Origin of the sequence: Paraliomyxa miuraensis (assembly GCF_026337845.1) — a bacterium.
Taxonomy (GTDB): domain Bacteria; phylum Myxococcota_A; class Polyangia; order Nannocystales; family Nannocystaceae; genus Paraliomyxa; species Paraliomyxa miuraensis.
In genome coordinates this window covers 71,273-91,808 of sequence record NZ_JAOVZF010000158.1, presented here as the reverse complement: position 1 = coordinate 91,808, position 20,536 = coordinate 71,273, and the positions used below count along the sequence as shown (strand labels likewise).

The window sequence follows — 20,536 nt, the reverse complement described above, 5'->3', positions numbered from 1 at the left end:
CACCACGACGCCTACGCCTAACGGAGCACCCGCAGCGATCGCGGTCGCACCCCGCGTTTCGGCGGGGTGGCGAGCGCCTTGGACCCGCAGCGCTCGCAGGCCGGCGCGGAGCGCCGTCCTCGGCGCCAGCGCACCAGCAGCCACCCTCCCGCCAGCGCCACCGCGGCGTACGCGAAGAGCTCCTGCAGCAGCGGGCTCATGCCGTCGCAATCATACGCACGGCCACGGCCATCGACCACGACGCCAAACCACGGCGCGGTGCGGCGCCGGTGGCTCGCTTCCCCTAGCTCGTTCCGTGATGGGCGGCGCGGGCCTCGTCGCCCGGGCACGAGCCACCCTTGATCCCGCGCGCGCGCGGGCACAGTCCATAGAGCTCGTGGCGGTGGCGGATCACGGTGAAGCCGAAGCTCCGGGCCACGCGCTCCTGCTCGCGCTCGATGTCCTCGTTGTGGAACTCGAGCACGTGACCACACTCCACGCAGATCAGGTGATCGTGGTGCTCCAGATCACCCGCCGCCTCGTACATGGTCTGCCCCTCGCCAAAGCGACGCTCTGCGGCCAAGCCGCACTCGGTGAGCAGCTTGAGCGTGCGGTAGACGGTGGCGTAGCCGATGCGCGGATGGTCCTGGCGGGCAAGCCCGAGCAGCTCCTCGATGCTCACGTGTCCGGTGTGAGAGAAGAACCTCTCGGCGATGATGTCGCGCTGACGGGTCGACTTGAGGCCCTTCTTGGTGAGGTACGACCGGAACTGGCCCATCAGACCCTCGACGTCGCCCTCTTCCCGCACATGCGGAGTCATCGGGCGAGCACCGTATCCCGGGGATGAGATCCCCGCAAGCGGGGAGCGGCCGAGCCAGGGGTCGACGTTTGCCGGGGTGTGAGGCCCCCCCTATACTCCCGCCGCTCGTGGCGCGAACGAAGAAGGGCTCGTCGGGGCAATCGACCGACGCCAAGAAGGCCGGAGTCCACGGCGAGGAAGCCATGGGCATCGACGAGATCCTCGACGGGCTCGAGGCCGTCGTGCACGAGCTCGAGGCAGGCGATCTCCCCCTCGAGGATGCGCTGCGGCGCTTCGAGCACGGGGTCGAGCTGGCCCGCCGGGGCAGCACGCTGCTCGATGCGGTCGAAGAGCGCGTGGAGCAGCTGCTGGCCGATCGTGACGAGGCCGTCCCGTTTTCTGGCGAGGAATCCTGATGAACGAGACCGACTTGATGGCGTACTTCGAGGAGCGCCGGACCCTGGTGGACCGTGCGCTCGACGAACTCCTGGCGATGCCCGCGGGCGGCGAAGACCCTCTGCGCTTGCGCGAGGCCATGCGCTACGCGGTGCTCGAGGGGGGCAAGCGCATGCGACCGCTGCTGACGATCGCGGCCTGCGAAGCGGTGGGGGGCACCGCGGCGCACGCCATGCCCGCCGCATGTGCGGTGGAGCTGGTCCACGCGTACTCGCTGGTCCACGACGACATGCCGGCGATGGACGACGACGCAGAGCGACGCGGCCGTCCCACCGTGCACGTGGCCTTCGGCGAGGCGGCGGCCGTGCTCACCGGCGACGCCCTGCTCACGCTCGCATTCGGGGCGTTCGCGGGGGCGCGCGGGGGTCCGGGGCGGCCGTTCGAGGCCTCGCTCGAGCTGGCCACCCGCTCGGGCATCGACGGCATGGTGGGCGGCCAGGCCATCGATCTGCACGACGGACAGGACATCCGCGAGCTCGAGCGGCTCGAGCGGCTGCATGCGCTCAAGACCGGCGGCCTGTACCAGGCGTCCGGGGCCATGGGGGCGCTGCTCGGTGGAGCCGACGATGCGCTCGTGGCTCGCATGCGCCGCTTCGGCCTGGCCTTTGGCATCGCGTTCCAGCACGCCGACGACGTGCTCGACGGTGATCAGCCCGCGCTGCGCGAGCAGGCGCTGCGCCGCGTGGACGAGCTGGTCGCCGAGTGCACCGAGCTCACCTCGGGCCTGGGCGCGGCGGCCGATCCCCTGCGAGGCATCGCACAGTGGGTGGGCGACCGCGCCAGCAAGGCGATGGCCGGGACGATCGCCGACTGATCAGTCCTCCACGCGGAGGATCTCGATCGTCTCGAACACCGGCATGCACAGGTCCAGCGGGCCGGGGACCGTGGGATCGCAGTCGAACGGGAGCCCGTAGGCGCTGTGATCGATGTGGCGAAGGACGGCCGTCAGCTCGGCCGCCTGCGCCCCCGACGGCGGCAGCGTGACCTCGGTCGTTCGCGACTGACCGATGATCCCGATGTAGCCTCCGTCGCAGGCCGGGTTCTGCAGGCACATCGGAAAGCCCTCGTCGTAGTGGATGTGGGCGTGCCCCTGGCCCTCGACCTTGGTGTTGCTGGGATCGACCAGATCGAAGTTGAGCGTGGCGAGCTCGACCTCGATGGTCTGATCCTCGGGTCCGAACGTCGTGCCCGGCCAGGGCGACTTGACGGCCACGAACGGGCGGCGGGTGACCGGGCTCTCCAGCCAGAACAGCCGGGTCGCGGTGGCTTCGGGGTTGTCATAGGGGAGGCCGTCGTTGCGAACGGCCTGCAGGACGAAGCGGTGCGCACCTGCGACGGGGGGCACCTGTACCTCCACTGCCATCGTTGCGCCAATGTCCCCCGAGTCGATGACGAGACGCTCGTCACCGTCGACGTACACGACCACGTGGCCCTCGCCGAACTCGTGATCCTCGCCCGGGCTGCTGAGCTCGAGCGAGCCCTGGAACGACAGGATCACGTCGATCGCGGGCCCCTGCGGCATGCCCATGAGCACGTCCGACACGTTCTCGACCAGGCTCTCCTCGTCCTCGGGGGCGAGCACCGTCAGCGAGGGCAGCGCGTCGGCGTTCTCGCAGCGATGGTTGACGCAGGTCTGCCCCGAGGGGCACGGCGTAGAGGCCTCGTCGTCATCCTCGTCGCAGGCGAACAGGCCGGTGAGCTCGGGATCGAGCTCGGCCGTGTAGCACCCCCCGCACAGCAGCAGCAGCCCCACGGTCAGTCGCTGCGACGCCGTCCGATGATTCGTGTCGTGCGTGCGCATCGCTAGAACCTCCCCGTGAGCACCACGCCCGTGGCTGAGGGGAGCAATCGGGCTCGAGCCGCGCTACCGTCCCCATTCATGGCCGCGCTGCGCTTGCGCAGGCCCAGGGCCAGCAGCACGGCGCCGGTGACTCCGACCACCGCCCCTGCCGCCACCAGCCCGACCTGGATGCCCTCGAAGCGCTTGCCCTCGTCCTCGAGCTGCTGCAGCTCCGCGAACGACAGCTCGTCGGGGTTGCCCTCGGTCTGGGCGCGCTCGACGTCCAGGCTGCGCTGCCGGGCCAGCACACCCAGCGCGATGCCACCTCCGAGCGCCAGCACCCCGCCGACCCCCGCCAGGGCCGAGCCGCCGAGGATCAACGCGCGGCCCGGCGGCGGTCCCGTCTCGATCACGACCGGCGGCTCCTTCGCCCGTGCTGCTGCGGCGCGGGCCTCTTCGGCGGCGCGGGCCTCTTCGGCGGCACGGGCCTTCTCGGCCTCGCGCGCCTCCTCGTCCTCGCGCTGCTTGCGGTCGCGCTGGACCTTCAGCTGCTCGATGCGGTTCTCCACGTTGGGCCGATCCTCGGCGCTGGGCTTGGCCCTCAAGTAGGCCGTGAATGCACCGATCGCCTCCTCGTACTTCTCGAGCTTCTCGTAGCAGAGCCCGATGTTGTACTGGAAGTCCGGCGAGGCGTAGAGGCTGGCCGCCTCCCGAAAGTCGGCCAGGGCCTCTTCGTACCGGGCGTTGTTGTAGTTGTCGGTGCCGCTCCGATAGGCCTCCATGGCGCGCTGCACCGGGTCGTCGGGCGAAGGCTCGCCTTCGGGCGGCGTGGCGTCCTCGGGCGGCGGCGTGGCCTCGGGGCCCGCATGCACGGGTAGCGGTGCGAGCACCAGGGCCCCTGCCATCGCCACGCCCACGGTGCGGCCGCGGAGCAGCCGCGGGAGCATCGCCATGGGGTCGAAGGCAGGGCCACGACGGTCGTACGAGGGGTTCGTCATGGCAACGAGCCAGCCGATGATACGCTCGACCCCCCATCATGGCCACCGCTGGGGCCATCGCAGGGCCTCGGCGGGCGGCGTCGGTGGGTTCCTGCCCCGTGGCGACCGCTTCGCGGGCCTGGTAGCATCGCTCGTCGAAGATGACGAACTCGACGATTCGCCTGGAGCCGGACTCCGTCGAGCGCATCCGTGGCGCCGAGAAGCGAGCGTTCGTCGTCGTGCTATCCGGAGATCGCATGGGCGAGATGTTTCCGCTCAAGGACGATCGCACCACCATCGGTCGTGGTTTGCAGACCGACGTGCGGATCAACGACGAGGGAATATCGAGGACCCACGCGGTCGTCGAGATGGAGAATGGGGACTACCTGCTCAGCGATGCAGGCTCGACCAACGGCACGTTCGCCAATGGCAACAAGGTCGATCGCTACAAGCTGCAAGAAGGCGACAAGATCCAGATTGGCGCCTCCAGCGTGCTCAAGTTCACCTACCACGACGATCTCGACGAGGACTTCCAGCGCACGCTCTACGAGTCGGCGTTGCGCGACCGGCTCACCGGGATCTTCAACCGTGGCTACTTCTCCAACCGGCTCGAGAGCGACGTGGCCTTTGCCCTCCGTCACGGCAAGCCGCTGTCGCTCGTCATCTTCGACGTCGACGATTTCAAGCCGATCAACGACGAGCATGGCCACCCGGTCGGTGATCAGGTGCTCTCGGCCCTCGCGCATCGCGTGCTGGGGACCACCCGCAGCGAGGACATCTTCGCGCGCTACGGCGGCGAGGAGTTCGCCCTGATATGCCGCGACGTGGATGCCATGCGGGCCGCCAAGGCCGCGATCCGCATCAAGGAAACCGTGGCCGACAAGCCGTTCGATGTGGGCGGCAGGTCCCTCGCCGTGACCGTCTCGGTGGGGGTGGCCGATCTCTCTCAGCTCGTCGAGCCCAAGGCCGAGGCGCTGGTCGAAGCGGCCGACGCAGCGCTCTACGTGGCCAAGCGTGGCGGCAAGAACCGGGTCGAGGTCTACGATCCGGAGAACGAGCCCACTCGCTTGGTGTGACGCGGGGTCCCGGTGTAGTCATGGCAAGGCCGAGGATGCGGTGGTGACCGAGCGAGCCGAGCCAGCCCGACTCGTCGGGCGTCGTCGCGGTGGGGCCACGCGCTGGATCCTGACGGGCCTCGTGCTGATCGGCTGTCGTGGGGATGGGTCGGCGCCGGCCCTGCACACGGCTGCCGTGCCCGTGCCCGAGGCCGAGCCGGTCGCCGAGGCCGGGGTCCCGGCCGAGGCTCCCGCCGCCCCGGGGCGCAACCTCTGGTTTGCGAGCGGTCCTGGGCGCGAGGCGATCCTCGCGCGGGAGCGGCGGGATCACGACGCCGCACGGGCTCTGCTCGATGCCTTGTTGGCCACCGAGCTCGATGCCGATGCGCGAGGAGCCGCCGAACTGCTGCGCGCGCTCGAGCACCTCGAGCAGGGCGAGCACGCGGCCGCGGCCGAGCGCTTCGAGGCCGCACGGGGCACGGCGGGGCTGGCTCCGATCGAGCTGCGGCTGCGACGCTGGGAGGCGCAGGCGAGGCTCGACGCGGGTCAGCCCGACCAGGCGCGTCGCCTGCTCGGTGCGGTCGACTCCGCGGTCTGGGCTGCCTCCGCGGTCGGTGGCGACGTGCGGCTCCTCGAGGCCGATGCGCGCGCTCGGACCGACGACCCCGCCGGGGCCGCCGACGCTTACCGTGCCTACCTTCGAGAGCATGCCTCGGGTCCCCGGCGCTTCGAGGCACGGGCCAAGCTCGCCCGCCTGCTCGCGACCCAGGAGGATCCCGCCTCGCGGCGCGAGGCGCTCGCGCTCTACGACGAGCTGCGTGCCAGCGTGCCGTTGTCCGACTATGCCGACGAGGCCGAATCCGCCATCCCTGCGCTCGAGCGCGAGCTCGGAACGCTGCGCACGGGGGCCGAAGCCGCGGCCCACGAGCGCGAGCTGGCGGTGGCTCGTGCCGAGGCGCAGCTCGATCGCCACCGCCATGCCACCGCGATCAAGGCGGTCGATGCCCTGGTGGCCAAGGGCAAGCTCGACCCTTCGCAGCGCTGTCGCGTCTGGTACGTCAAGGGCTCGGCGATCTTCAAGCAGCGCCGTCGGGCCGACGCGCGGGGACCGTTCGAGCGTGCCGACAAGGAGTGCGACAAGGCGATCAAGGGGGCCATCAAGACCCCGGCTGGCAATCGAAAGCAGCTCGAAGACCTGCGGGTCAAGGCGCGCTATCAAGCCGCGCGCGGACTCTATGCCGAGGGCAAGTACACCAAGGCTGGCCAGGCATTCGAGGCGATTGCGGCCGAGCATCCCAAGCACAGCTATGCCGACGACGCGTTGGTGCTGGCGGGTGAGTCCTGGGAATCGCACGGGGACGCCGAGCGTGCGGCCACGGCCTACCGGCGAGCGCTCGAGGAGCATCCCGGAGACATGCAGCACGAGGCGCGCCGTCGGCTGTTGGTGATGCGCTTCGCCGCGGGGGCCACCAACGACGCGCTCGCGCTCATCGATGCCGCGCTGGCCAAGGACATCGATCACCCGGTCGAGCGGTCCAAGCTGCTCTACTTTCGTGGGCGTGCCCTCGAGCGGCTGGGGCGATCCGACGAAGCGACCACGGCCTGGATCGAGGCGCTCGACGCGGCACCGCTCGACTATCCGGCCTTGCAGGCGCTGTCTCGGCTGCGCGAGCGCGGGTCCGAGGCGCTGCAGCGGGGGCTGGCCCGGCTCACGCTCGCCTCGTCGGCCCCCAGCCCCGCCGATGAAGGGAGCAAGGGCAGCGAGGCCATGCGACGGGCCGAGGTGCTCGCGCGGCTCGGCCTGGGCGACGAGGCTCGCGACGAGCTGCGCCACGGTGGAATCGACGGCTGGCCCTCGATCGCGGTGCTCGACCAGGCCGGTCTGCATCCTGCCGCTCAGATCGAGCTGGCCAATCTCGGCCTGCGCTGGCGCTCGACGCCGCCCGGCGACTGCAATCGCTGGCGCTGGACGCACGCACACCCGCGACCCTTCCTCGAGATCATCGGCCCCAAGGAGCCCGAGCACCACGTGCCGTCGCTGCTCACCTACGCGATCATGCAGACCGAGAGTCGCTTCGATCCCGGGGTGACCTCGTTTGCGGGGGCACGAGGTCTCGTGCAGCTGATGCCCTCCACCGCGCGCGGCTTGGCCAAGGGTGCGGGCGTGCATCTCGATGGCGACGATGCCCTCTACGATCCCTCGCTCAACCTGGATCTCGGCATGCGATACCTCGGCCGGCTCACGGCTCGCTACCGAAGCGAGGACGCCGACGGCGACGGCGCCGTTGCCCTGGCCATTCCCAGCTACAACGCAGGCGCTGGGGCGGTGGATCGCTGGTTGGCCGAGCGTGGTTCGTGGGACCTCGATCTGTTCATCGAGTCCATTCCCTACGACGAGACCCGCAAGTACACGCAGTCCGTGCTGGGGCGGTGGCTGGCCTATCGCTGGCTCTACGGCGAGGGTGAGCCGAACGACCGATTGCCGTACCTGCCGCTCACCACGCCTCGCAAGCAGTGAACGAGGCGACCACCCTTCCAAGAGACTAGGTAGACGGCTTGGGCGGGAGCTGGCCCGCGGTCGGAGGGGTGGCCGGGCCGAGCGCGGCTTCCTTGGCCAGCTTGCGCTCCATGCTGCGGATCTTGGCGGTGAAGAACGCCTCGGCGCCCGCATACAAGCACACGAAGGTCCACACGGGAGACAGCTGGGTGATCCACGCCAAGCTCCACACCGCGAACACCAATGATGCTCGTCCCACGTCGCCGTTGAGGAGCTGACCGGTGCCGGGCAGGAACATGCTCAGCAGGCCGGCGGTGACCGGGAGTCGTGGCTCCTCGGCCTCGTCGTCGAGAGGCGCCAGCGCGTCATCGGGTGCCGTCTGGACCAGCACGCCGTGCTCGCCCAGCTCGTGCGCACTGTCGCGGAACAAGGCCTCGAGACGCACCTTGTCCTCGGCGGAGAGGTGATAGCGCTTGGGCACACCGCCCACGCGCATCAGCTCTCCGGCCTGAGCCATGGCGTCGAGCGTGGTCTCGACATCGGGGTGCGGCAGCCCCAGCGCGGATGCGGCCGCCGAGGCGGTGATCGAGGACGTGCGCGGATCGGCCAGCAGGGACAGCAGCTGCGCGCGCACATCATCGGTGCCGAGCGCGGCCGACGGCAGCGCGTGGGTGGTGCTGCGCACCGTGTGGTCCCACCCGACGCCCGCGGGAGCCGACTCCGGAGGCGGTCCCTCGTCCTCCAGTCCGAAGGCCGGGGACCTCGGGGCCTCTTCGCGGGCTCCCCACCGATTGCGGCGGGCCCGCTCGAGCAACCGGCGGCCTCGGGAGCGGGTGCTCATGGACGAAGATCTCCCGTTTGGACCGTCGATGGAGAGGGGTGGGTCATCCGCGGCTCGGCCATCATCCTAGCAGAGGGGACGGCCTCCAGCCCGTGGGCGTTGCCAGAGGCGGCCTCGCGGCTCATACCGGAACGTCGAACGTGCGAAGGGCCTCATTGAGGCTCGTGCGTTGGTCGGTGCTCTCCTTGCGACGGCCGATGACGAGCGCGCACGCCACCTGGTACTCACCCGCCTCGAAGCGCTTGGTCCGAGTCCCCGGGATGACCACGCTGCGCGCAGGCACCCGGCCCTTGAAGGTCACGGGCTGCGAGCCCGTGACGTCGATGATCGGCGTGGACGCGGTGATCACGACGTTCGCGCCGAGCACGACCTCGCGCTCGAGCCGAACCCCCTCGACCACGATGGCGCGCGACCCCACGAAGCAGCCGTCCTCGATGATGACCGGAGACGCACCCGGCGGCTCGAGGACTCCTCCGATGCCCACACCGCCCGAGAGGTGGACGTGCTCGCCGATCTGAGCGCAGCTTCCCACGGTCGCCCACGTATCCACCATGGTGCCGCGGCCAACGTAGGCTCCGATGTTGACGTAGCTGGGCATCAGCACGCAGCCCGGCTCGATGAAGGCTCCATAGCGAGCCGTCGCCGGCGGCACCACCCGAACGCCCGCCTTCGCCCAGTCGCGCTTGAGCGGGATCTTGTCGTGGTACTCGATTGGGCCCACCTGCTCGATCCGCAGCGCCTGGGTCACGAAGTAGAGCACGATCGCCTGCTTGATCCAGGCGTGCACCGTCCAGTCGCCACCGGGCTCTGGCGGAGGTGAAGCCACGCGGAGCCGGCCGGCGTCGAGCAATGCGATCGTTCGGCGCACGGCCGACCGGTGCTCGTCGTCCTCGAGTCGCTGACGGTCCTCCCATGCGGCTTGCACGCGATCGCGCAGAGTGCTCAGCTCAAGGTCGTCCATTTCGGGCATCCACCGCCCTTTCTCACACTCGCAACCGGGCTCGCAAGCGCTGCGGCTCCCATTGAAATCGCGAGAACGATGTAGATCTCCCGAGAAATGACGGTATGCGTCAAAGGTCGTGTCAAGGGAGAGCAATCAGCCGCCAAAGGAATGACGATTTCGGTGTCCTGGAATGGGTCCCTCGGGTGGCCAAGTGTCCCAAAGCGCCATCCCTCTGACGGTCCTCACAGCGTTCAGACCGCCCCAAACTGGGCCCACGCGTACTGAAATCCCGTCCATTGTTCGCAAATCACGCAAGGTTGCACGACCTCTGCAACGAGCCTTCACCGAGCAAGGAGGCTTACCAAGATGCAAGTCGCCGATCATCTCGCAGCCCCATCATTCTCCGACTCGATCGCCGAAGCTCGCCTCCGGACCCCGCCCCCCAGTTTCATCGGACACTCCCCCGCGGCTCGCCGCGTTCAGGCTCTCATCCACCGCGCCGTTCGCACCAACCTGCCCGTCCTGCTGGTCGGTGCAAGCGGTACCGGACGAGAGACCATCGCGCGCGTGCTGCATCACTTCGGCGGAGGCGAAGCCCCCGCGCTCGAGGTCGTCCGTGCCAAGGAGCAGACCTCGCGGTTGGTCGGGTTCGGAGCGTTCACCTATCTCGCGGATCTCGAGGACCTGCCGCTCGAGGAACAAGCCCGCCTTCCCGCGCTGACCGGTCTGGGTCGCATCGTGATCGCCACGCAGCTCCGGCCGGAGAGCGAGGAAGGGCGCGGTCGCCTGCACCCGCAGATCGTTCGCTGGGCGAGCGGAGTTCGGATCGACATCCCCAACCTCGGCGAGCGAATCGAGGACCTCGACATGCTCGCGATGGACGTGCTGCGGCGCATCCCCACGCGGCGCCCGATCGGGAGCATCGCCGACTCGGCACTCGATTGCATGCGCACCTATACGTGGCCGGGCAACGTCGACGAGCTCGAGGAAGTGTTGACCCACGCGATCGAGGCGGGCTCGTCCGAGCAGATCGAGCTGAGGGATCTCCCTGCCAAGCTCCGCGTTCGCGACCTCCACCAGGCTCGCAACGAGTCTCCCGAGCGGCAGCTGTGCCTCGAGGAAGCGGAGAAGCAAGCCATTCGCCGCGCTCTGAACTACGCGCGCGGCAACAAGCGCAAGGCGGCGCGTCTGCTCCACATCGGCAAGACCACGCTCTATCGCAAGCTCAAGCAGTACGATCTCGAGTAGAGTCCCAAACCGACTGCAAACGGCGCGACTCCCATCGCGACCCCATCGCGACTCCCGTCGCAACCAAGCCCGCTCTCCTCATGGGAGGCGGGCTTGGTTGCGTGAGCCGTCGTGGCGGTGGGTTTGCCGCCACGCTTGCGCGGGGTGCCCCGGGGGCGCTACGCCTGGACCCGCGTGCCCACGCTCGACAAGACCCCGCTGTCCCACTTCTTGCCGCAAGGCGGCAAGGCCATCGGCAATGGCGACGAGATCCTCGAGGGCTTCCTGTCGTGGGTCGGCGAGCAGGACCTCGAGCTCTACCCGGCCCAGGAGGAGGCCGTGCTCGAGCTGATGGCGGGTCGGCACGTCGTGCTGGCCACGCCCACGGGCTCGGGCAAGTCGATGGTGGCGCTGGCGCTGCACTTCAAGCTGCTGTGCGAGGGGCGTCGCAGCGCCTACACCAGTCCGATCAAGGCGCTGGTCAGCGAGAAGTTCTTCGACCTGTGCCGCCAGCTGGGGGCCCACAACGTGGGGATGATGACCGGCGACGCGTCGATCAACCCGCGTGCACCGGTGCTGTGCTGCACGGCGGAGATCCTCGCGAACCTCGCCCTGCGCGAGGGGGCCTACACCCCGATCGACGCGGTGGTGATGGACGAATTCCACTACTACAGCGACGTCGAGCGGGGGATCGCGTGGCAGCTCCCGCTGCTCACCTTGCCGCACGCGACGCTCCTGCTGATGTCCGCCACCCTCGGTGACGTCGGCGAGTTCGAGCAGCAGATCACTCGCTTCACCGGGCGCGAGGTCGCCGTGGTGCGCTCGCGTGAGCGTCCGGTGCCGCTGCACTTCGAGTATCGCGAGACGCCGCTGCACGAGACGATCTACGACCTGGCCATGGCGGGTCGCGCCCCCGTGTACGTGGTCAACTTCACCCAGCGCGAGGCCGCCGAGCAGGCACAGGGGCTGACCAGCGTCAACCTGTGCACCAAGGAGGAGAAGCGGACCATCGCCGCCGCGGTGGGCGACTTTCGCTTCGACACCACCTACGGCAAGGACATCAAGCGCTACGTGATGCACGGCATCGGCCTGCACCACGCGGGGCTGCTGCCCAAGTACCGGACCCTGGTCGAGCGGCTCTCGCAGCAGGGGTTGCTGAAGATCATCTCGGGGACCGACACCCTGGGGGTGGGGGTCAACGTGCCCATTCGCAGCGTGCTGTTCACCAAGCTGTGCAAGTTCGACGGAGAGAAGGTCCGCATCCTGGCCGTGCGGGACTTCAAGCAGATCGCGGGCCGAGCCGGACGCAAGGGCTTCGACGACCGCGGTTGGGTGCTGGCGCAGGCGCCCGAGCACGTGATCGAGAACAAGCGCCTGGAGGCCAAGGCGTCCGAGGGCAAGGGCAACAAGAAGAAGCTGGTGCGTCGCAAGCCACCCGAGCGTGGCTACGTGCCGTGGGACGAGAGTACCTTCGAGCGCCTCATCGAGTCCGAGCCCGAGTCGCTCGAGTCACGCTTTGGTGTGACCCACGGGATGCTGCTGACGGTGCTCGATCGCGAATTCAACGTGGATCAGCCCCACGGTGGCTATCGGCGTCTGGTGGAGATCATCGAGCGCTCCTACGAGCGCCCCGCCGCCAAGAAACGGCATCGCAGGCAGGCCGCGGTGTTGTTTCGCTATCTGCGTCAGGTGGGGATCATCGAGTTCGACTTTCCAGGAGGGGGGCCAGGAGGGGGGCCAGGAGGGGGGCCAGGAGGAGGGCCAGGAGGCGGGCCACGGGCCTGGCACCGGCGCTGCGTACGGGTGAGTCCCGAACTCCAGCGTGACTTCTCGCTGCATCATACGCTGTCGCTCTATCTGCTCGATGCGCTCACCAAGCTCGAGCCGTCGTCGCCTTCGTTTGCGCTCGACGTGCTGAGCCTGGTGGAGTCGATCCTCGAGAGCCCGCGCGTGGTGCTGTTGCGGCAGCTCGACCACGCCAAGGGCGAGCTGGTGGCGCGTCTCAAGCAGGAAGGGGTGGAGTACGAGCAGCGCATGGAGGAGCTCGAGCGGGTGGACTATCCCAAGCCCCTCGCCGAGTTCGTGTATCGCACCTTCGATGCGTTTCGGATCACGCGCCCGTGGGTTCGAAACGAGAACGTGGGGCCCAAGTCGATCGCTCGGGACATGGTCGAGCGGTATGCGAGCTTCAACGAGTACGTCAAGCTATACGGCCTCGCGCGCAGCGAGGGGGTGCTGCTGCGCTACCTGAGTCAAGCCTACAAGACGCTGGTGCAGAACGTGCCCGTCGACTACCGCAACGACGAGATCGACGACGTGATCGCGTTCCTCCGGGCGACCTTGGCGCGCGTGGATACGACGCTGGTGCGAGAGTGGGAGCGCATGGCTGCGGGGGGAGGCAGCGCGGTGGACCTGATCCTGGCCGACGAGCCCGCGCCGGAGCCGACGGCGATCGACGCCGATCCCAAGGCGTTCGGGGCGAGGGTTCGGGCCGAGCTGCATGGGGTCGTTCGGGCGCTCGCGCTCGGCGATCTCGAGGAGGCGCTCGCGGGCCTGGCCGATGATCCCGAGGACCCGTGGTCGGTCGAGCGGCTCGAGCAGGCGCTCGCGCCCGTGCTCGAGGAAGAGGGCGAGCTGATGCTCGGAGCCGAGGCGAGGACCCCGGGCCTCACCCGTCTGGTCCTGGGGGATGAGCGTCGCTGGGGGGTGGAGCACACGCTCATGGGGCCGCAGGGCCCGTCGCCGTGGCGACTCGTTGGCGAGATCGACCTGCGCGATCCGGACGGCACCGATGGTCCGCTGGTGCGGCTGCGACGAATCGAGGCGTGAGCGCGCTCGCGCCCGACGCCGAGGCCTCAGTCCAGCGAAGGTGGCCGCTCGCCGTAGCGCAGCGCGACGATCGTGAACCATGCATCGCCTCGCGGCCGTCGGACCTCGACCTCGTCGTCGACGTGCTTGCCGAGCAGCGCGCGGCCCATGGGCGAGTCCACGCTGATGAGGCCGTTGTCGGGGTCGGGCTCGTCGGGTCCCACCAGGCGATAGCACGCGCGCACGCCGTCCTCGTCCTCGATGGTCACCCACGCACCAAAGCCCACGGCGTCGCCGGCCGCTGCCTGTGCGGGCGGGTGCAGGACCTGCACCTTCTCGAGGCGGCCCGACAGGAACTTGAGGCGGCGATCGATCTCCCGCAGGCGCTTCTTGCCGTAGATGTACTCGGCGTTCTCGGACCGGTCGCCAAGGGCCGCAGCGGCCTCGACCTCGGCCGTCACGCGGGGCCGCTCCTGCTTCCACAGGTAGTCGATCTCCGACTTGAGCTTGGCGTAGCCCTCGGGGGTGATGAGGACGGGAAGCTGAGCCTTGGCCATCGCGAGCCGCCGAGTATGGCGTAGTCGCTCCTGGGGTGCGAGCGACTGGCGTGGCTGGCGCAGTCTCGTCTGCCGCAGCGCTGTCGCCCCGGTGCCAGGCGCGGACCGATGCGCGGCGACGACTTTGGCCCGGGCCAAGGCCGCGAGTTGCTAGAGGGCGGCCGGCGGGGGCTCGCGCTCGGCCTCGCCCTTGCGGGGGCTGCTGGTGGGGCTCGACGAGGTGTCGTCGTCCTCCTCCTCCCAAGCCCAGGTGCCACCGAGCAGCGCGTCGAGGGTTCGGATCGAGGGGGGTGCGAGCGGGGGCATGCCTGCACCGTGCCCCAAGGGGGGCTGGATGGCGAGTTTTCGGCGGTTTCTACCGTCCGGCCCGCTGTGCCATACTCCCCCTCCGAGCGAGGCGTCCATGGCTCAGCACTGGGGAACCGGACTCATCGAGACGCGTGCAGAGCTGCGCATGCCCAAGCTCGAGAAGGCGCTGGACAAGGTCTTCGCGAGCCTGGGCTACCAGCCGGTGTACAAGGGCAAGGATCCGCCCGAGCAGGAACCGGAGGAGAACCTCACACCGGTCGACTTGCTCGAGAACGGCGACGGCGTGCTCGGGGTGCGGGTGGCCGAGGATCAGGTCGTGCGCGATCTGGCTCGCTTGCTCAACGAAGAGGTCGACGTTCCGCTGCGGGTGCTGCTGACGTCGGTGTCGCTGTTCCATCGCCGCAACGTGCGCGTGGAGTGCCGCAAGTTCGACGTGGATGGGGGCACGCTCGAGGAGCAACCGGTGATGGCCCACCACGACGCCGACATCGGCGACCTGGAGCACAACGAGCTGCGCCAGCTCGACAACGCGGTTCGCTCGCGCCTCAACGACGTGGTGCAGTCGTTCACCTCGGCCGAGGGCACCCAGGGGTTCAAGGTCAAGAAGGTCTGTCGCTACAAGCGCGAGGTCAAGAAGCCCAAGTTCACCAATCCGCGCATGGCCCGGCTGATGACCCAGCTCGAGCGCTGCGAGTCGTTCGAGATCGGGGAGGATCGAGGCCAGCCGGTGGTGAAGCTGGAGCTCCCCGGCGGGGCCAAGAGCATGAGCTACGTCAAGCCCGAAGACGTGGAAGAGCTCGAGAAGGCACTCGACGAGCGGCCCGAGCTCAAGCGGCGGCGCATCGACGACGACGGGTGATCCACGACGAGGGGATTTCCCGCGGGGGATGGCCGCCGCTGCGGCGACGGCACCGGTGCGTGTCCGCGCCCGTTCGAGCCCCGGAGCCCGTTCGTGCTCCCGAGCCCGTTCGAGCCCCCGAGCCCGTTCGAGCCCGTTCGAGCCCGTTCGAGCCCGTTCGAGCCCGTTCGAGCCCGTTCGAGCGTTGGTGCGCACGGACGAGATTCGCCTTGCGGATCCGACGACGCTCTGCATCCTGGATACTCACGATCATGATGAACGCCATGCCTTCCTTCCTTGGACCCCTCGTCGGTGCGCTCGGGCTGTGCCTGCTGTCGGCCGGCTGCATCATCACCACCTCCGAGGACGGCGACGGCTCGGTGGGCTCCGACAGCGGTGATCCTCCGCCGACCTCCGGGCAGCCGTCCGACTCGAGCGGTACGTCGGGGGGGTCGATCGGACCGACCACCGATGAGCCGACGACGGGAGGGCCCCAAGGGGAGTGCACCGACAACCTCGTGCTCGACCCGGGGTTCGAAGCAGGCACGCCCAGTGAAGCATGGAACGAGGCCTCGGAGCTGTTCGGGACGCCGATCTGCGATGCGAGCTGCACCGACGAGCCAGGGGCGGAGCCCTACTCGGGGAGCTGGTGGGCGTGGTTCGGCGGCGATGCCGACGAGCCCGATAGCGCGAGTCTGTCGCAGTCGATCACGATCTCGCCCGAGACCGCGCACCTGAGCTTCTGGTTCCAGATCCGCAGCGGGGCGAACACGGGAGACGACGTGTTCATGGTCAACCTCGACGGGCAGACCATCTTCATGGCCAACGATCTCGAGATGCCCGACTTCGTCGACTACACGCGGGTCGAGCTCGACGTGAGCGACTGGGCCGATGGCGGTACCTACGAGCTGAGCTTCGAGAGCACGCACCTCGGGACCGGGCTGACCAGCTTCTTCCTCGACGACGTGAGCCTGGTGACGTGCACGATGTCGGAGGGCACGGGGAGCAGCGGGGCGACCGAGGGGCAGGACGAGACGGCGGGGTCGGGCACCGATACGGGCACGACGGGGTCGGGCACCGATACGGGCACGACGGGGTCGGGCACCGACACCGGCACGACGGGCACCGGTAGCTCGGGCTGAGGGCGTTGCGGTCAAGGGCGGCCGTACTGGAGGTCGGCCATCACCTCGAGCAGCTCGCGAGATGCGGCGGAGGGCCATCGCGTGGCGCCGGTGGGGAGCTCGGCGGCGTCGGTCAAGAACTGCACCGCTTCCGGCCAGAGGCGCTCGATGGCGGTGGCACGGAAGGCGCCGAAGTGTCCGACCTCCGTGAGGCCGACCTGCTCGGGGCGAAGGTGGCGGTGCTCCACTGCGGCGCGCTCGAGGCGGGCGAGCATCCACTCGACTGCGGCGGGGGGAGCAAAGGCGTCGTCGCTGAAGCTCAGGGCGAGCACGCGACCCTCGTATGCGGCGAGCCGCTCGCGGATCCACGGGAGCTCGGACAGGAAGTAGTCGGGCGAGCGGCACCATCTCGACCACTGCCGCGCGACGCCGGCGGGGAGGTCCTCGCTCAGGCCCGTCCACCCGGGCACGTAGCCGAACGCGCGGCTGAGGCCCGGGATGAGGAGCGCCCAGGTGAGCCACCGGCCGGGCTGCCGGGCCGGGGGATGGCCGCGCCAGAACCCAGCGCCCGAGCCCACCTGCAACACCGCGCGTGGAGCTCCTGCATCGAGGGCGGGCGCGATCTGGCCGCCGAAGCCATGACCGATCGCCAGCAGCGGGAGCTCGGGCTCGCGGTCGACGAGCCAGCGCTGGGCGGCGGTGGCGTCGTCGATCCAGCCGGCCATGGTCACCGTCTCGCGGCCGAGTGGCTCCTGGCGAGAGCGGCCAATGCCACGGTAGTCGTAGGTGAGCACCCGGAATCCGCGCCAGGCGAGGTGGCGGGCAAACGAGCCGTAGTAGCGCTGGTGGACCGCGGTGGCGCCGTGGATCACGACCTGCGCACGGACTGGACCGCGGGGCTCGTGACGGACCGCGCCGAGGATGCGGTCGTCGCGGGTAGGGATGCCGATGTCGAAGGAATCGCCCATGGAAGGAAGCGTGGACCGGGAATCCAGGGGGAACCGCCCTCAATGGTGCAGGGCTCGGCTGCACTTTTTCCGGTTGCGTTGCGGGCGCCCCCTGCAAATATGCAGGGGTGTTCAACTGGGACGATGTCCGGTTCTTCTTGGCGGTGGGGCGCGAGGGCACGCTGGCGGCGGCGGGGGCGTCGTTGGGGCTGGACGCGACGACGGTTGGGCGTCGCATCGGAAACCTCGAGCGCGAGCTGGGAGCGCGGCTGTTCGATCGCACCGCGCGCGGGTTCGTGCTGACGGCCGCAGGTCGACGGCTGTTGCCGCGGGCAGAAGGCATCGAGCGGGAGGCGCTCGCCGTCGATCTCGATCTCAGCGGAGAGGACCAGAAGCTCGAGGGGCTGGTGCGGCTGACGTCGACCGAGATGATCGCGACGCGCTTCATCGCACCGTTCTTGTGGCGCTTCCACGAGCGCTACCCGAGCATTCGTCTCGATGTGATGTGTACCAACCAGGACGTCGATCTCGCCCGCCGCGAGGCCGACATCGCGCTGCGACTGTCTCGACCGCGGCAGGACGACATCGTGGTCAAGAAGCTGATGTCGATCGAGCTGGGCCTCTACGCCTCGGAGGGCTATGTGGCGCGCCACGGGATGCCTCGCGCGGGAGGACTGGCCGGCCATCGCTTCGTGCTGTTTGCGGACACGCGCCCGTTCCAGCGGGAGAACGCATGGCTCGCGCAGCACGTGGGCGATGGCGAGGTGGTGCTGCGCTCCGACAGCGTCTCGTCGCTGATGTCGGCGGCGCTGGGGGGGCTGGGCATCGCGCTGCTGCCCTGCCACGTGGCGGAGCGAACGCAGGGATTGGTCCGCACTCCCCTCGAGGGCTCACCCGAGCCGCGGGTGATGTGGCAGGCGGTACACCGCGAGCTGCAGGGAGCGGCTCGCATCCGCGCGGTGCTGGAGTTCCTCGATCGACTGTTCACGCCGGGTCGGGACGGGCCGGCGGCTCAGTCGTCGACGGCGATGGGCTTCGCCACCACCACACGAGCATCAGCGCCGCCGTCATCCCCACGCCGATGATGCCCAGGGCAATCCTCCAGGGTCCGGGGTGGCCGTGCTGGGCGAGCCGCCACGTCTGGACCACGAGCACGTCGGGAGGGAGCGAGAAGAAGCCCACCAGCGGGCTCGTGCTGGGGATCCAGTGCGAGCGGGTGAGGTAGTCCATCCGCGGGGTTCCGGTGGTGGTGAGCCGCAGCATCCATTCGAAGATGCTGTGGAGCGACAGGTGGGCCTCGATCGCCACGCAGGCGAGGAGGGCGGCCGCCACGGCGAGGTGGCGGCGACCGAGCGGGCGGCCGGGGGTCGGGCGAAGGTCCTCGAGCACCTCGCACAGCGGCAGCATGAGCAGGGGAATCACGGGCACGAGGTAGCGAGGGCCGATGCCCCAGCCGCCCCACCAGTCGCTGCGGGTGGAGACGAAGATCCACCGGGCGACGAACACCGCGAGCACCATCAGCGCGGCGGCCCGACGGCGTGTGAGGGCCCGACGCCAGCCCCAGAGCCCGACGATCAGGGCGGGGGAGTAGAGGAGGATGCTGCGGCCCGGACCCACGAGCTGGCCGACGAGGCCGGGGAGGGGATCGACGAAGTAGCCGTAGTGATCGTAGCGGCCGGTCTCCCACGGGCTGCCGAAGCGCAGCGCCTGGGTCACGCCCAGCAGCACGGGGCCGACGCAGCCGAGCGCGACGGCGATCGAGACCGACGTGCGCTGGCAGGACCACGCGCGCTCGCGATGGATGGGGACCACGGCGTAGCCGAGCAGGCAGGGGATCGCCAGCAGGTTGAGCACGTGCACGTGCACGGATGCACCTGCGACGGCGCCGGCCATGGCGAGCCACCGTCGGGCGACGCGGTGCTGGCCGAGCTGGCGAAGGCGGTGGTAGCGAGCCACGCCCCACGCGCTGGCCAGGAGCACCACGGCCGACAGGGGCTCGGACAGGAACGTGCCGCTGTAGGGCCACGCGCTGGTGCCGAAGGCGTAGAGGAGTCCGGTGAGCATCGCGACGCGATCGCGATGCCCGAGCGCGCGCAGCCACTCGACCAGGAGCAGGGCTGCGAGTGCGGTGATGAAGCAGTTGGTGAGGCTGGTGGTGAGGCGAGGCCAGTCCTCGGTCGGCGAGCGCCGGTGCATGAAGTAGTGATCGGAGCGGATCATGTGCCGCCACGCGGGCGGGGCCTGGGTGATCGCGGCGCGCCCGAGGCCATGGAGCGGCAGGGCCACGACCGAGAGCCCATGGCCGAAGAAGCCGTAGCGGCGACCGTCGACGCCGGTGGCCCAGCCGAACGTGCCATCGGGTCGGTCGGGAGGCTCACCGGTGCGCTTGGGGATCCCCTCGATGGCGAGATCGCCTCGCTCCCACAGGGCGCGGGTGGTCTGGAAGACGATCTCGTCGTCGGGATAGAGGATCCGCCCCGGGGCAAAGCACAGGTAGACGGCCGCGCAACACAGCCACAGGGCGAGACGCGGTCGCCAACCCACGGGCGCTAGCGGGGCACGAGCCAAGGCCGACGAGCCCAGGCCGCGAAGGGGTCAGCCCGACGTGCCACCCGTGGTCGAGCTGCACATCGAGGTGTCGAACGTGCACATCGTGGCATCGCACGCGAGGGTTCCGCCGTTCAGGCCGAGGCTCTCGCAGTTGAAGCCCTGCAGGTTGGCACCATCGCACTGCTCGCCCATGTCGATGACCCCGTTGCCGCAGTTGCCGTTGCCGCCCTCGGCGACCGGTCCCGTGTCGGCGGGGCCGCCGGTCGAGTCGGCCATGCCGCCGCCGGTGGTGCTGGTGGCGCTGACGTTGCCATCGGCGACCTCGGTCGTGCCGCCCTCGGTGCCCGCACTGCCGCTGGACGAGCCGGCGGAGTTGCCCTGGGAGTTGCCCACGGTGAAGTTCGCGGGGTCGTCCACCGCCTGGGTGCACGCCGCGACTGCCACGATTACGAAAGCCAATGCCCCCTGACGCACCATGGGATCACTTTGGACCGGTTTCGAGCACGCGGTCAAGCGTTTGGTCAGGCGTGCGCTCACGGGCCGGGGCACCGGTCAGCGGCGTTGCTTCATGCCACGGATCTGCCACAGCGCCAGCGCCCCGCCGAACAGCACTCCGAAGCAGGCCCCGAGGATTGCGCCCCAGCTCGGGCCCTCGCTCGACGGCGGGTCGTCGACCACGTCTTGGCTCGCATGAGCGGTGACCGAGGCGATCTCGAGGCTCCCGGCGGTCGCAATCAGCAGCAAACCCATCAGGGCGGCACGGGCGAGGGGGTTGGCGCGGGGCATGGGTGCAGAGGATAGCCGATCGGTGGACATGACGACGACGGTAGTTGGGGGCTCGAGCACCCAGAC

The 20,536-nt window shown here is 69.5% G+C and carries 21 protein-coding genes; 9 read left to right on the top strand and 12 right to left on the bottom strand.

Features of this window, described 5'->3' with window-relative positions; genetic code table 11:
• Positions 1–17: 17 nt before the first annotated feature.
• Together OEB96_RS29680 and OEB96_RS29675 are read right to left on the bottom strand one after the other, a co-directional pair.
• Positions 18–200, bottom strand: a complete 183-nt coding sequence (locus tag OEB96_RS29680; RefSeq protein ID WP_266220155.1) for a hypothetical protein — start codon at positions 198–200, stop codon at positions 18–20.
• An 83-nt stretch (positions 201–283) separates the two neighbouring features.
• Entirely contained in the window at positions 284–799 is a 516-nt protein-coding gene (locus OEB96_RS29675; protein WP_266220154.1) for a Fur family transcriptional regulator, read from the bottom strand.
• 107 nt (positions 800–906) lie between these two features.
• Here OEB96_RS29675 and xseB point away from each other — a divergent pair, with 107 nt between their 5' ends.
• Together xseB and OEB96_RS29665 are read left to right on the top strand one after the other, a co-directional pair.
• Positions 907–1,194, top strand: coding sequence for an exodeoxyribonuclease VII small subunit (gene xseB, locus OEB96_RS29670; protein ID WP_407674695.1), 288 nt, complete (start codon positions 907–909; stop codon positions 1,192–1,194).
• On the top strand, positions 1,194–2,048 hold the full coding sequence (locus OEB96_RS29665) for a polyprenyl synthetase family protein (protein WP_266220153.1): 855 nt from the start codon (positions 1,194–1,196) through the stop codon (positions 2,046–2,048). The genes xseB and OEB96_RS29665 overlap by 1 nt, the downstream gene beginning before the upstream one ends.
• Here OEB96_RS29665 and OEB96_RS29660 read toward each other — a convergent pair whose 3' ends face one another.
• Complete coding sequence (locus OEB96_RS29660) at positions 2,049–3,035, bottom strand: hypothetical protein (RefSeq protein WP_266220152.1); 987 nt, start codon at positions 3,033–3,035, stop codon at positions 2,049–2,051.
• A 2-nt stretch (positions 3,036–3,037) separates the two neighbouring features.
• Entirely contained in the window at positions 3,038–4,012 is a 975-nt protein-coding gene (locus OEB96_RS29655) for a tetratricopeptide repeat protein (protein ID WP_266220151.1), read from the bottom strand.
• A gap of 140 nt (positions 4,013–4,152) precedes the next feature.
• On the opposite strand from OEB96_RS29655, the gene OEB96_RS29650 reads away from it, so the two are divergent.
• Together OEB96_RS29650 and OEB96_RS29645 are read left to right on the top strand one after the other, a co-directional pair.
• Positions 4,153–5,067 carry a GGDEF domain-containing protein gene (locus OEB96_RS29650; RefSeq protein ID WP_266220150.1) on the top strand — a complete coding sequence of 305 codons (915 nt, stop codon included), beginning with the start codon at positions 4,153–4,155 and terminating at the stop codon, positions 5,065–5,067.
• A 43-nt stretch (positions 5,068–5,110) separates the two neighbouring features.
• Positions 5,111–7,564: a transglycosylase SLT domain-containing protein gene (locus OEB96_RS29645; protein ID WP_266220149.1), complete on the top strand. Its 2,454-nt coding sequence runs from the start codon at positions 5,111–5,113 to the stop codon at positions 7,562–7,564.
• 25 nt (positions 7,565–7,589) lie between these two features.
• On the opposite strand, the gene OEB96_RS29640 is transcribed toward OEB96_RS29645, so the two are convergent.
• Entirely contained in the window at positions 7,590–8,384 is a 795-nt protein-coding gene (locus tag OEB96_RS29640; protein ID WP_266220148.1) for a hypothetical protein, read from the bottom strand.
• A gap of 121 nt (positions 8,385–8,505) precedes the next feature.
• Positions 8,506–9,345 (bottom strand): 2,3,4,5-tetrahydropyridine-2,6-dicarboxylate N-succinyltransferase, encoded by an 840-nt coding sequence (locus OEB96_RS29635; protein WP_266220147.1) that lies wholly within the window; start codon positions 9,343–9,345, stop codon positions 8,506–8,508.
• Between the two features lie 348 nt (positions 9,346–9,693).
• Here OEB96_RS29635 and OEB96_RS29630 point away from each other — a divergent pair, with 348 nt between their 5' ends.
• Both OEB96_RS29630 and OEB96_RS29625 read left to right on the top strand, forming a co-directional pair.
• Complete coding sequence (locus OEB96_RS29630) at positions 9,694–10,575, top strand: AAA-type ATPase lid domain-containing protein (RefSeq protein WP_266220146.1); 882 nt, start codon at positions 9,694–9,696, stop codon at positions 10,573–10,575.
• A gap of 174 nt (positions 10,576–10,749) precedes the next feature.
• Entirely contained in the window at positions 10,750–13,383 is a 2,634-nt protein-coding gene (locus OEB96_RS29625; protein ID WP_266220145.1) for a DEAD/DEAH box helicase, read from the top strand.
• A 26-nt stretch (positions 13,384–13,409) separates the two neighbouring features.
• Here the strand turns inward: OEB96_RS29625 and greB are convergent, their stop codons facing one another.
• Positions 13,410–13,919, bottom strand: coding sequence for a transcription elongation factor GreB (gene greB / locus OEB96_RS29620; protein ID WP_266220144.1), 510 nt, complete (start codon positions 13,917–13,919; stop codon positions 13,410–13,412).
• A 150-nt stretch (positions 13,920–14,069) separates the two neighbouring features.
• Positions 14,070–14,225, bottom strand: coding sequence for a hypothetical protein (locus OEB96_RS29615; protein ID WP_266220143.1), 156 nt, complete (start codon positions 14,223–14,225; stop codon positions 14,070–14,072).
• Positions 14,226–14,322: 97 nt separating this feature from the next.
• Here OEB96_RS29615 and OEB96_RS29610 point away from each other — a divergent pair, with 97 nt between their 5' ends.
• Together OEB96_RS29610 and OEB96_RS29605 are read left to right on the top strand one after the other, a co-directional pair.
• A complete protein-coding gene (locus OEB96_RS29610; RefSeq protein ID WP_266220142.1) occupies positions 14,323–15,087 on the top strand; it encodes a hypothetical protein in 765 nt (254 codons plus the stop codon).
• Between the two features lie 263 nt (positions 15,088–15,350).
• A complete protein-coding gene (locus tag OEB96_RS29605; protein WP_266220141.1) occupies positions 15,351–16,208 on the top strand; it encodes a hypothetical protein in 858 nt (285 codons plus the stop codon).
• Positions 16,209–16,219: 11 nt separating this feature from the next.
• On the opposite strand, the gene OEB96_RS29600 is transcribed toward OEB96_RS29605, so the two are convergent.
• The gene (locus tag OEB96_RS29600) at positions 16,220–17,155 is read right to left on the bottom strand and encodes an alpha/beta hydrolase family protein (protein WP_266220140.1); all 936 of its coding nucleotides are present in this window, start codon (positions 17,153–17,155) and stop codon (positions 16,220–16,222) included.
• Positions 17,156–17,262: 107 nt separating this feature from the next.
• On the opposite strand from OEB96_RS29600, the gene OEB96_RS29595 reads away from it, so the two are divergent.
• On the top strand, positions 17,263–18,219 hold the full coding sequence (locus OEB96_RS29595; protein WP_266220139.1) for a LysR family transcriptional regulator: 957 nt from the start codon (positions 17,263–17,265) through the stop codon (positions 18,217–18,219).
• Here OEB96_RS29595 and OEB96_RS29590 read toward each other — a convergent pair.
• From OEB96_RS29590 to OEB96_RS29580, 3 genes are all read right to left on the bottom strand, one after another.
• Positions 18,119–19,678, bottom strand: a complete 1,560-nt coding sequence (locus OEB96_RS29590) for a hypothetical protein (protein WP_266220138.1) — start codon at positions 19,676–19,678, stop codon at positions 18,119–18,121. The two genes, OEB96_RS29595 and OEB96_RS29590, sit on opposite strands and share 101 nt — an antisense overlap.
• A 51-nt stretch (positions 19,679–19,729) precedes the next feature.
• The gene (locus OEB96_RS29585) at positions 19,730–20,128 is read right to left on the bottom strand and encodes a hypothetical protein (RefSeq protein WP_266220137.1); all 399 of its coding nucleotides are present in this window, start codon (positions 20,126–20,128) and stop codon (positions 19,730–19,732) included.
• A gap of 108 nt (positions 20,129–20,236) precedes the next feature.
• Complete coding sequence (locus tag OEB96_RS29580; RefSeq protein WP_266220136.1) at positions 20,237–20,470, bottom strand: hypothetical protein; 234 nt, start codon at positions 20,468–20,470, stop codon at positions 20,237–20,239.
• Positions 20,471–20,536: the final 66 nt, after the last annotated feature.

Excerpts from the sequence above, each read along its gene's own strand:
- OEB96_RS29660 (WP_266220152.1), bottom strand. The coding sequence starts at position 3,035 with ATGCGCACGCACGACACGAATCATCGGACGGCGTCGCAGCGACTGACC.
- OEB96_RS29650 (WP_266220150.1), top strand. The coding sequence starts at position 4,153 with ATGACGAACTCGACGATTCGCCTGGAGCCGGACTCCGTCGAGCGCATC.
- OEB96_RS29615 (WP_266220143.1), bottom strand. The coding sequence starts at position 14,225 with ATGCCCCCGCTCGCACCCCCCTCGATCCGAACCCTCGACGCGCTGCTC.
- OEB96_RS29610 (WP_266220142.1), top strand. The coding sequence starts at position 14,323 with ATGGCTCAGCACTGGGGAACCGGACTCATCGAGACGCGTGCAGAGCTG.
- OEB96_RS29680 (WP_266220155.1), bottom strand. The coding sequence starts at position 200 with ATGAGCCCGCTGCTGCAGGAGCTCTTCGCGTACGCCGCGGTGGCGCTG.
- OEB96_RS29600 (WP_266220140.1), bottom strand. The coding sequence starts at position 17,155 with ATGGGCGATTCCTTCGACATCGGCATCCCTACCCGCGACGACCGCATC.
- OEB96_RS29605 (WP_266220141.1), top strand. The coding sequence starts at position 15,351 with ATGCCTTCCTTCCTTGGACCCCTCGTCGGTGCGCTCGGGCTGTGCCTG.
- OEB96_RS29640 (WP_266220148.1), bottom strand. The coding sequence starts at position 8,384 with ATGAGCACCCGCTCCCGAGGCCGCCGGTTGCTCGAGCGGGCCCGCCGC.
- greB (WP_266220144.1), bottom strand. The coding sequence starts at position 13,919 with ATGGCCAAGGCTCAGCTTCCCGTCCTCATCACCCCCGAGGGCTACGCC.
- OEB96_RS29675 (WP_266220154.1), bottom strand. The coding sequence starts at position 799 with ATGACTCCGCATGTGCGGGAAGAGGGCGACGTCGAGGGTCTGATGGGC.
- OEB96_RS29665 (WP_266220153.1), top strand. The coding sequence starts at position 1,194 with ATGAACGAGACCGACTTGATGGCGTACTTCGAGGAGCGCCGGACCCTG.
- OEB96_RS29635 (WP_266220147.1), bottom strand. The coding sequence starts at position 9,345 with ATGGACGACCTTGAGCTGAGCACTCTGCGCGATCGCGTGCAAGCCGCA.
- OEB96_RS29580 (WP_266220136.1), bottom strand. The coding sequence starts at position 20,470 with ATGCCCCGCGCCAACCCCCTCGCCCGTGCCGCCCTGATGGGTTTGCTG.
- OEB96_RS29655 (WP_266220151.1), bottom strand. The coding sequence starts at position 4,012 with ATGACGAACCCCTCGTACGACCGTCGTGGCCCTGCCTTCGACCCCATG.
- OEB96_RS29630 (WP_266220146.1), top strand. The coding sequence starts at position 9,694 with ATGCAAGTCGCCGATCATCTCGCAGCCCCATCATTCTCCGACTCGATC.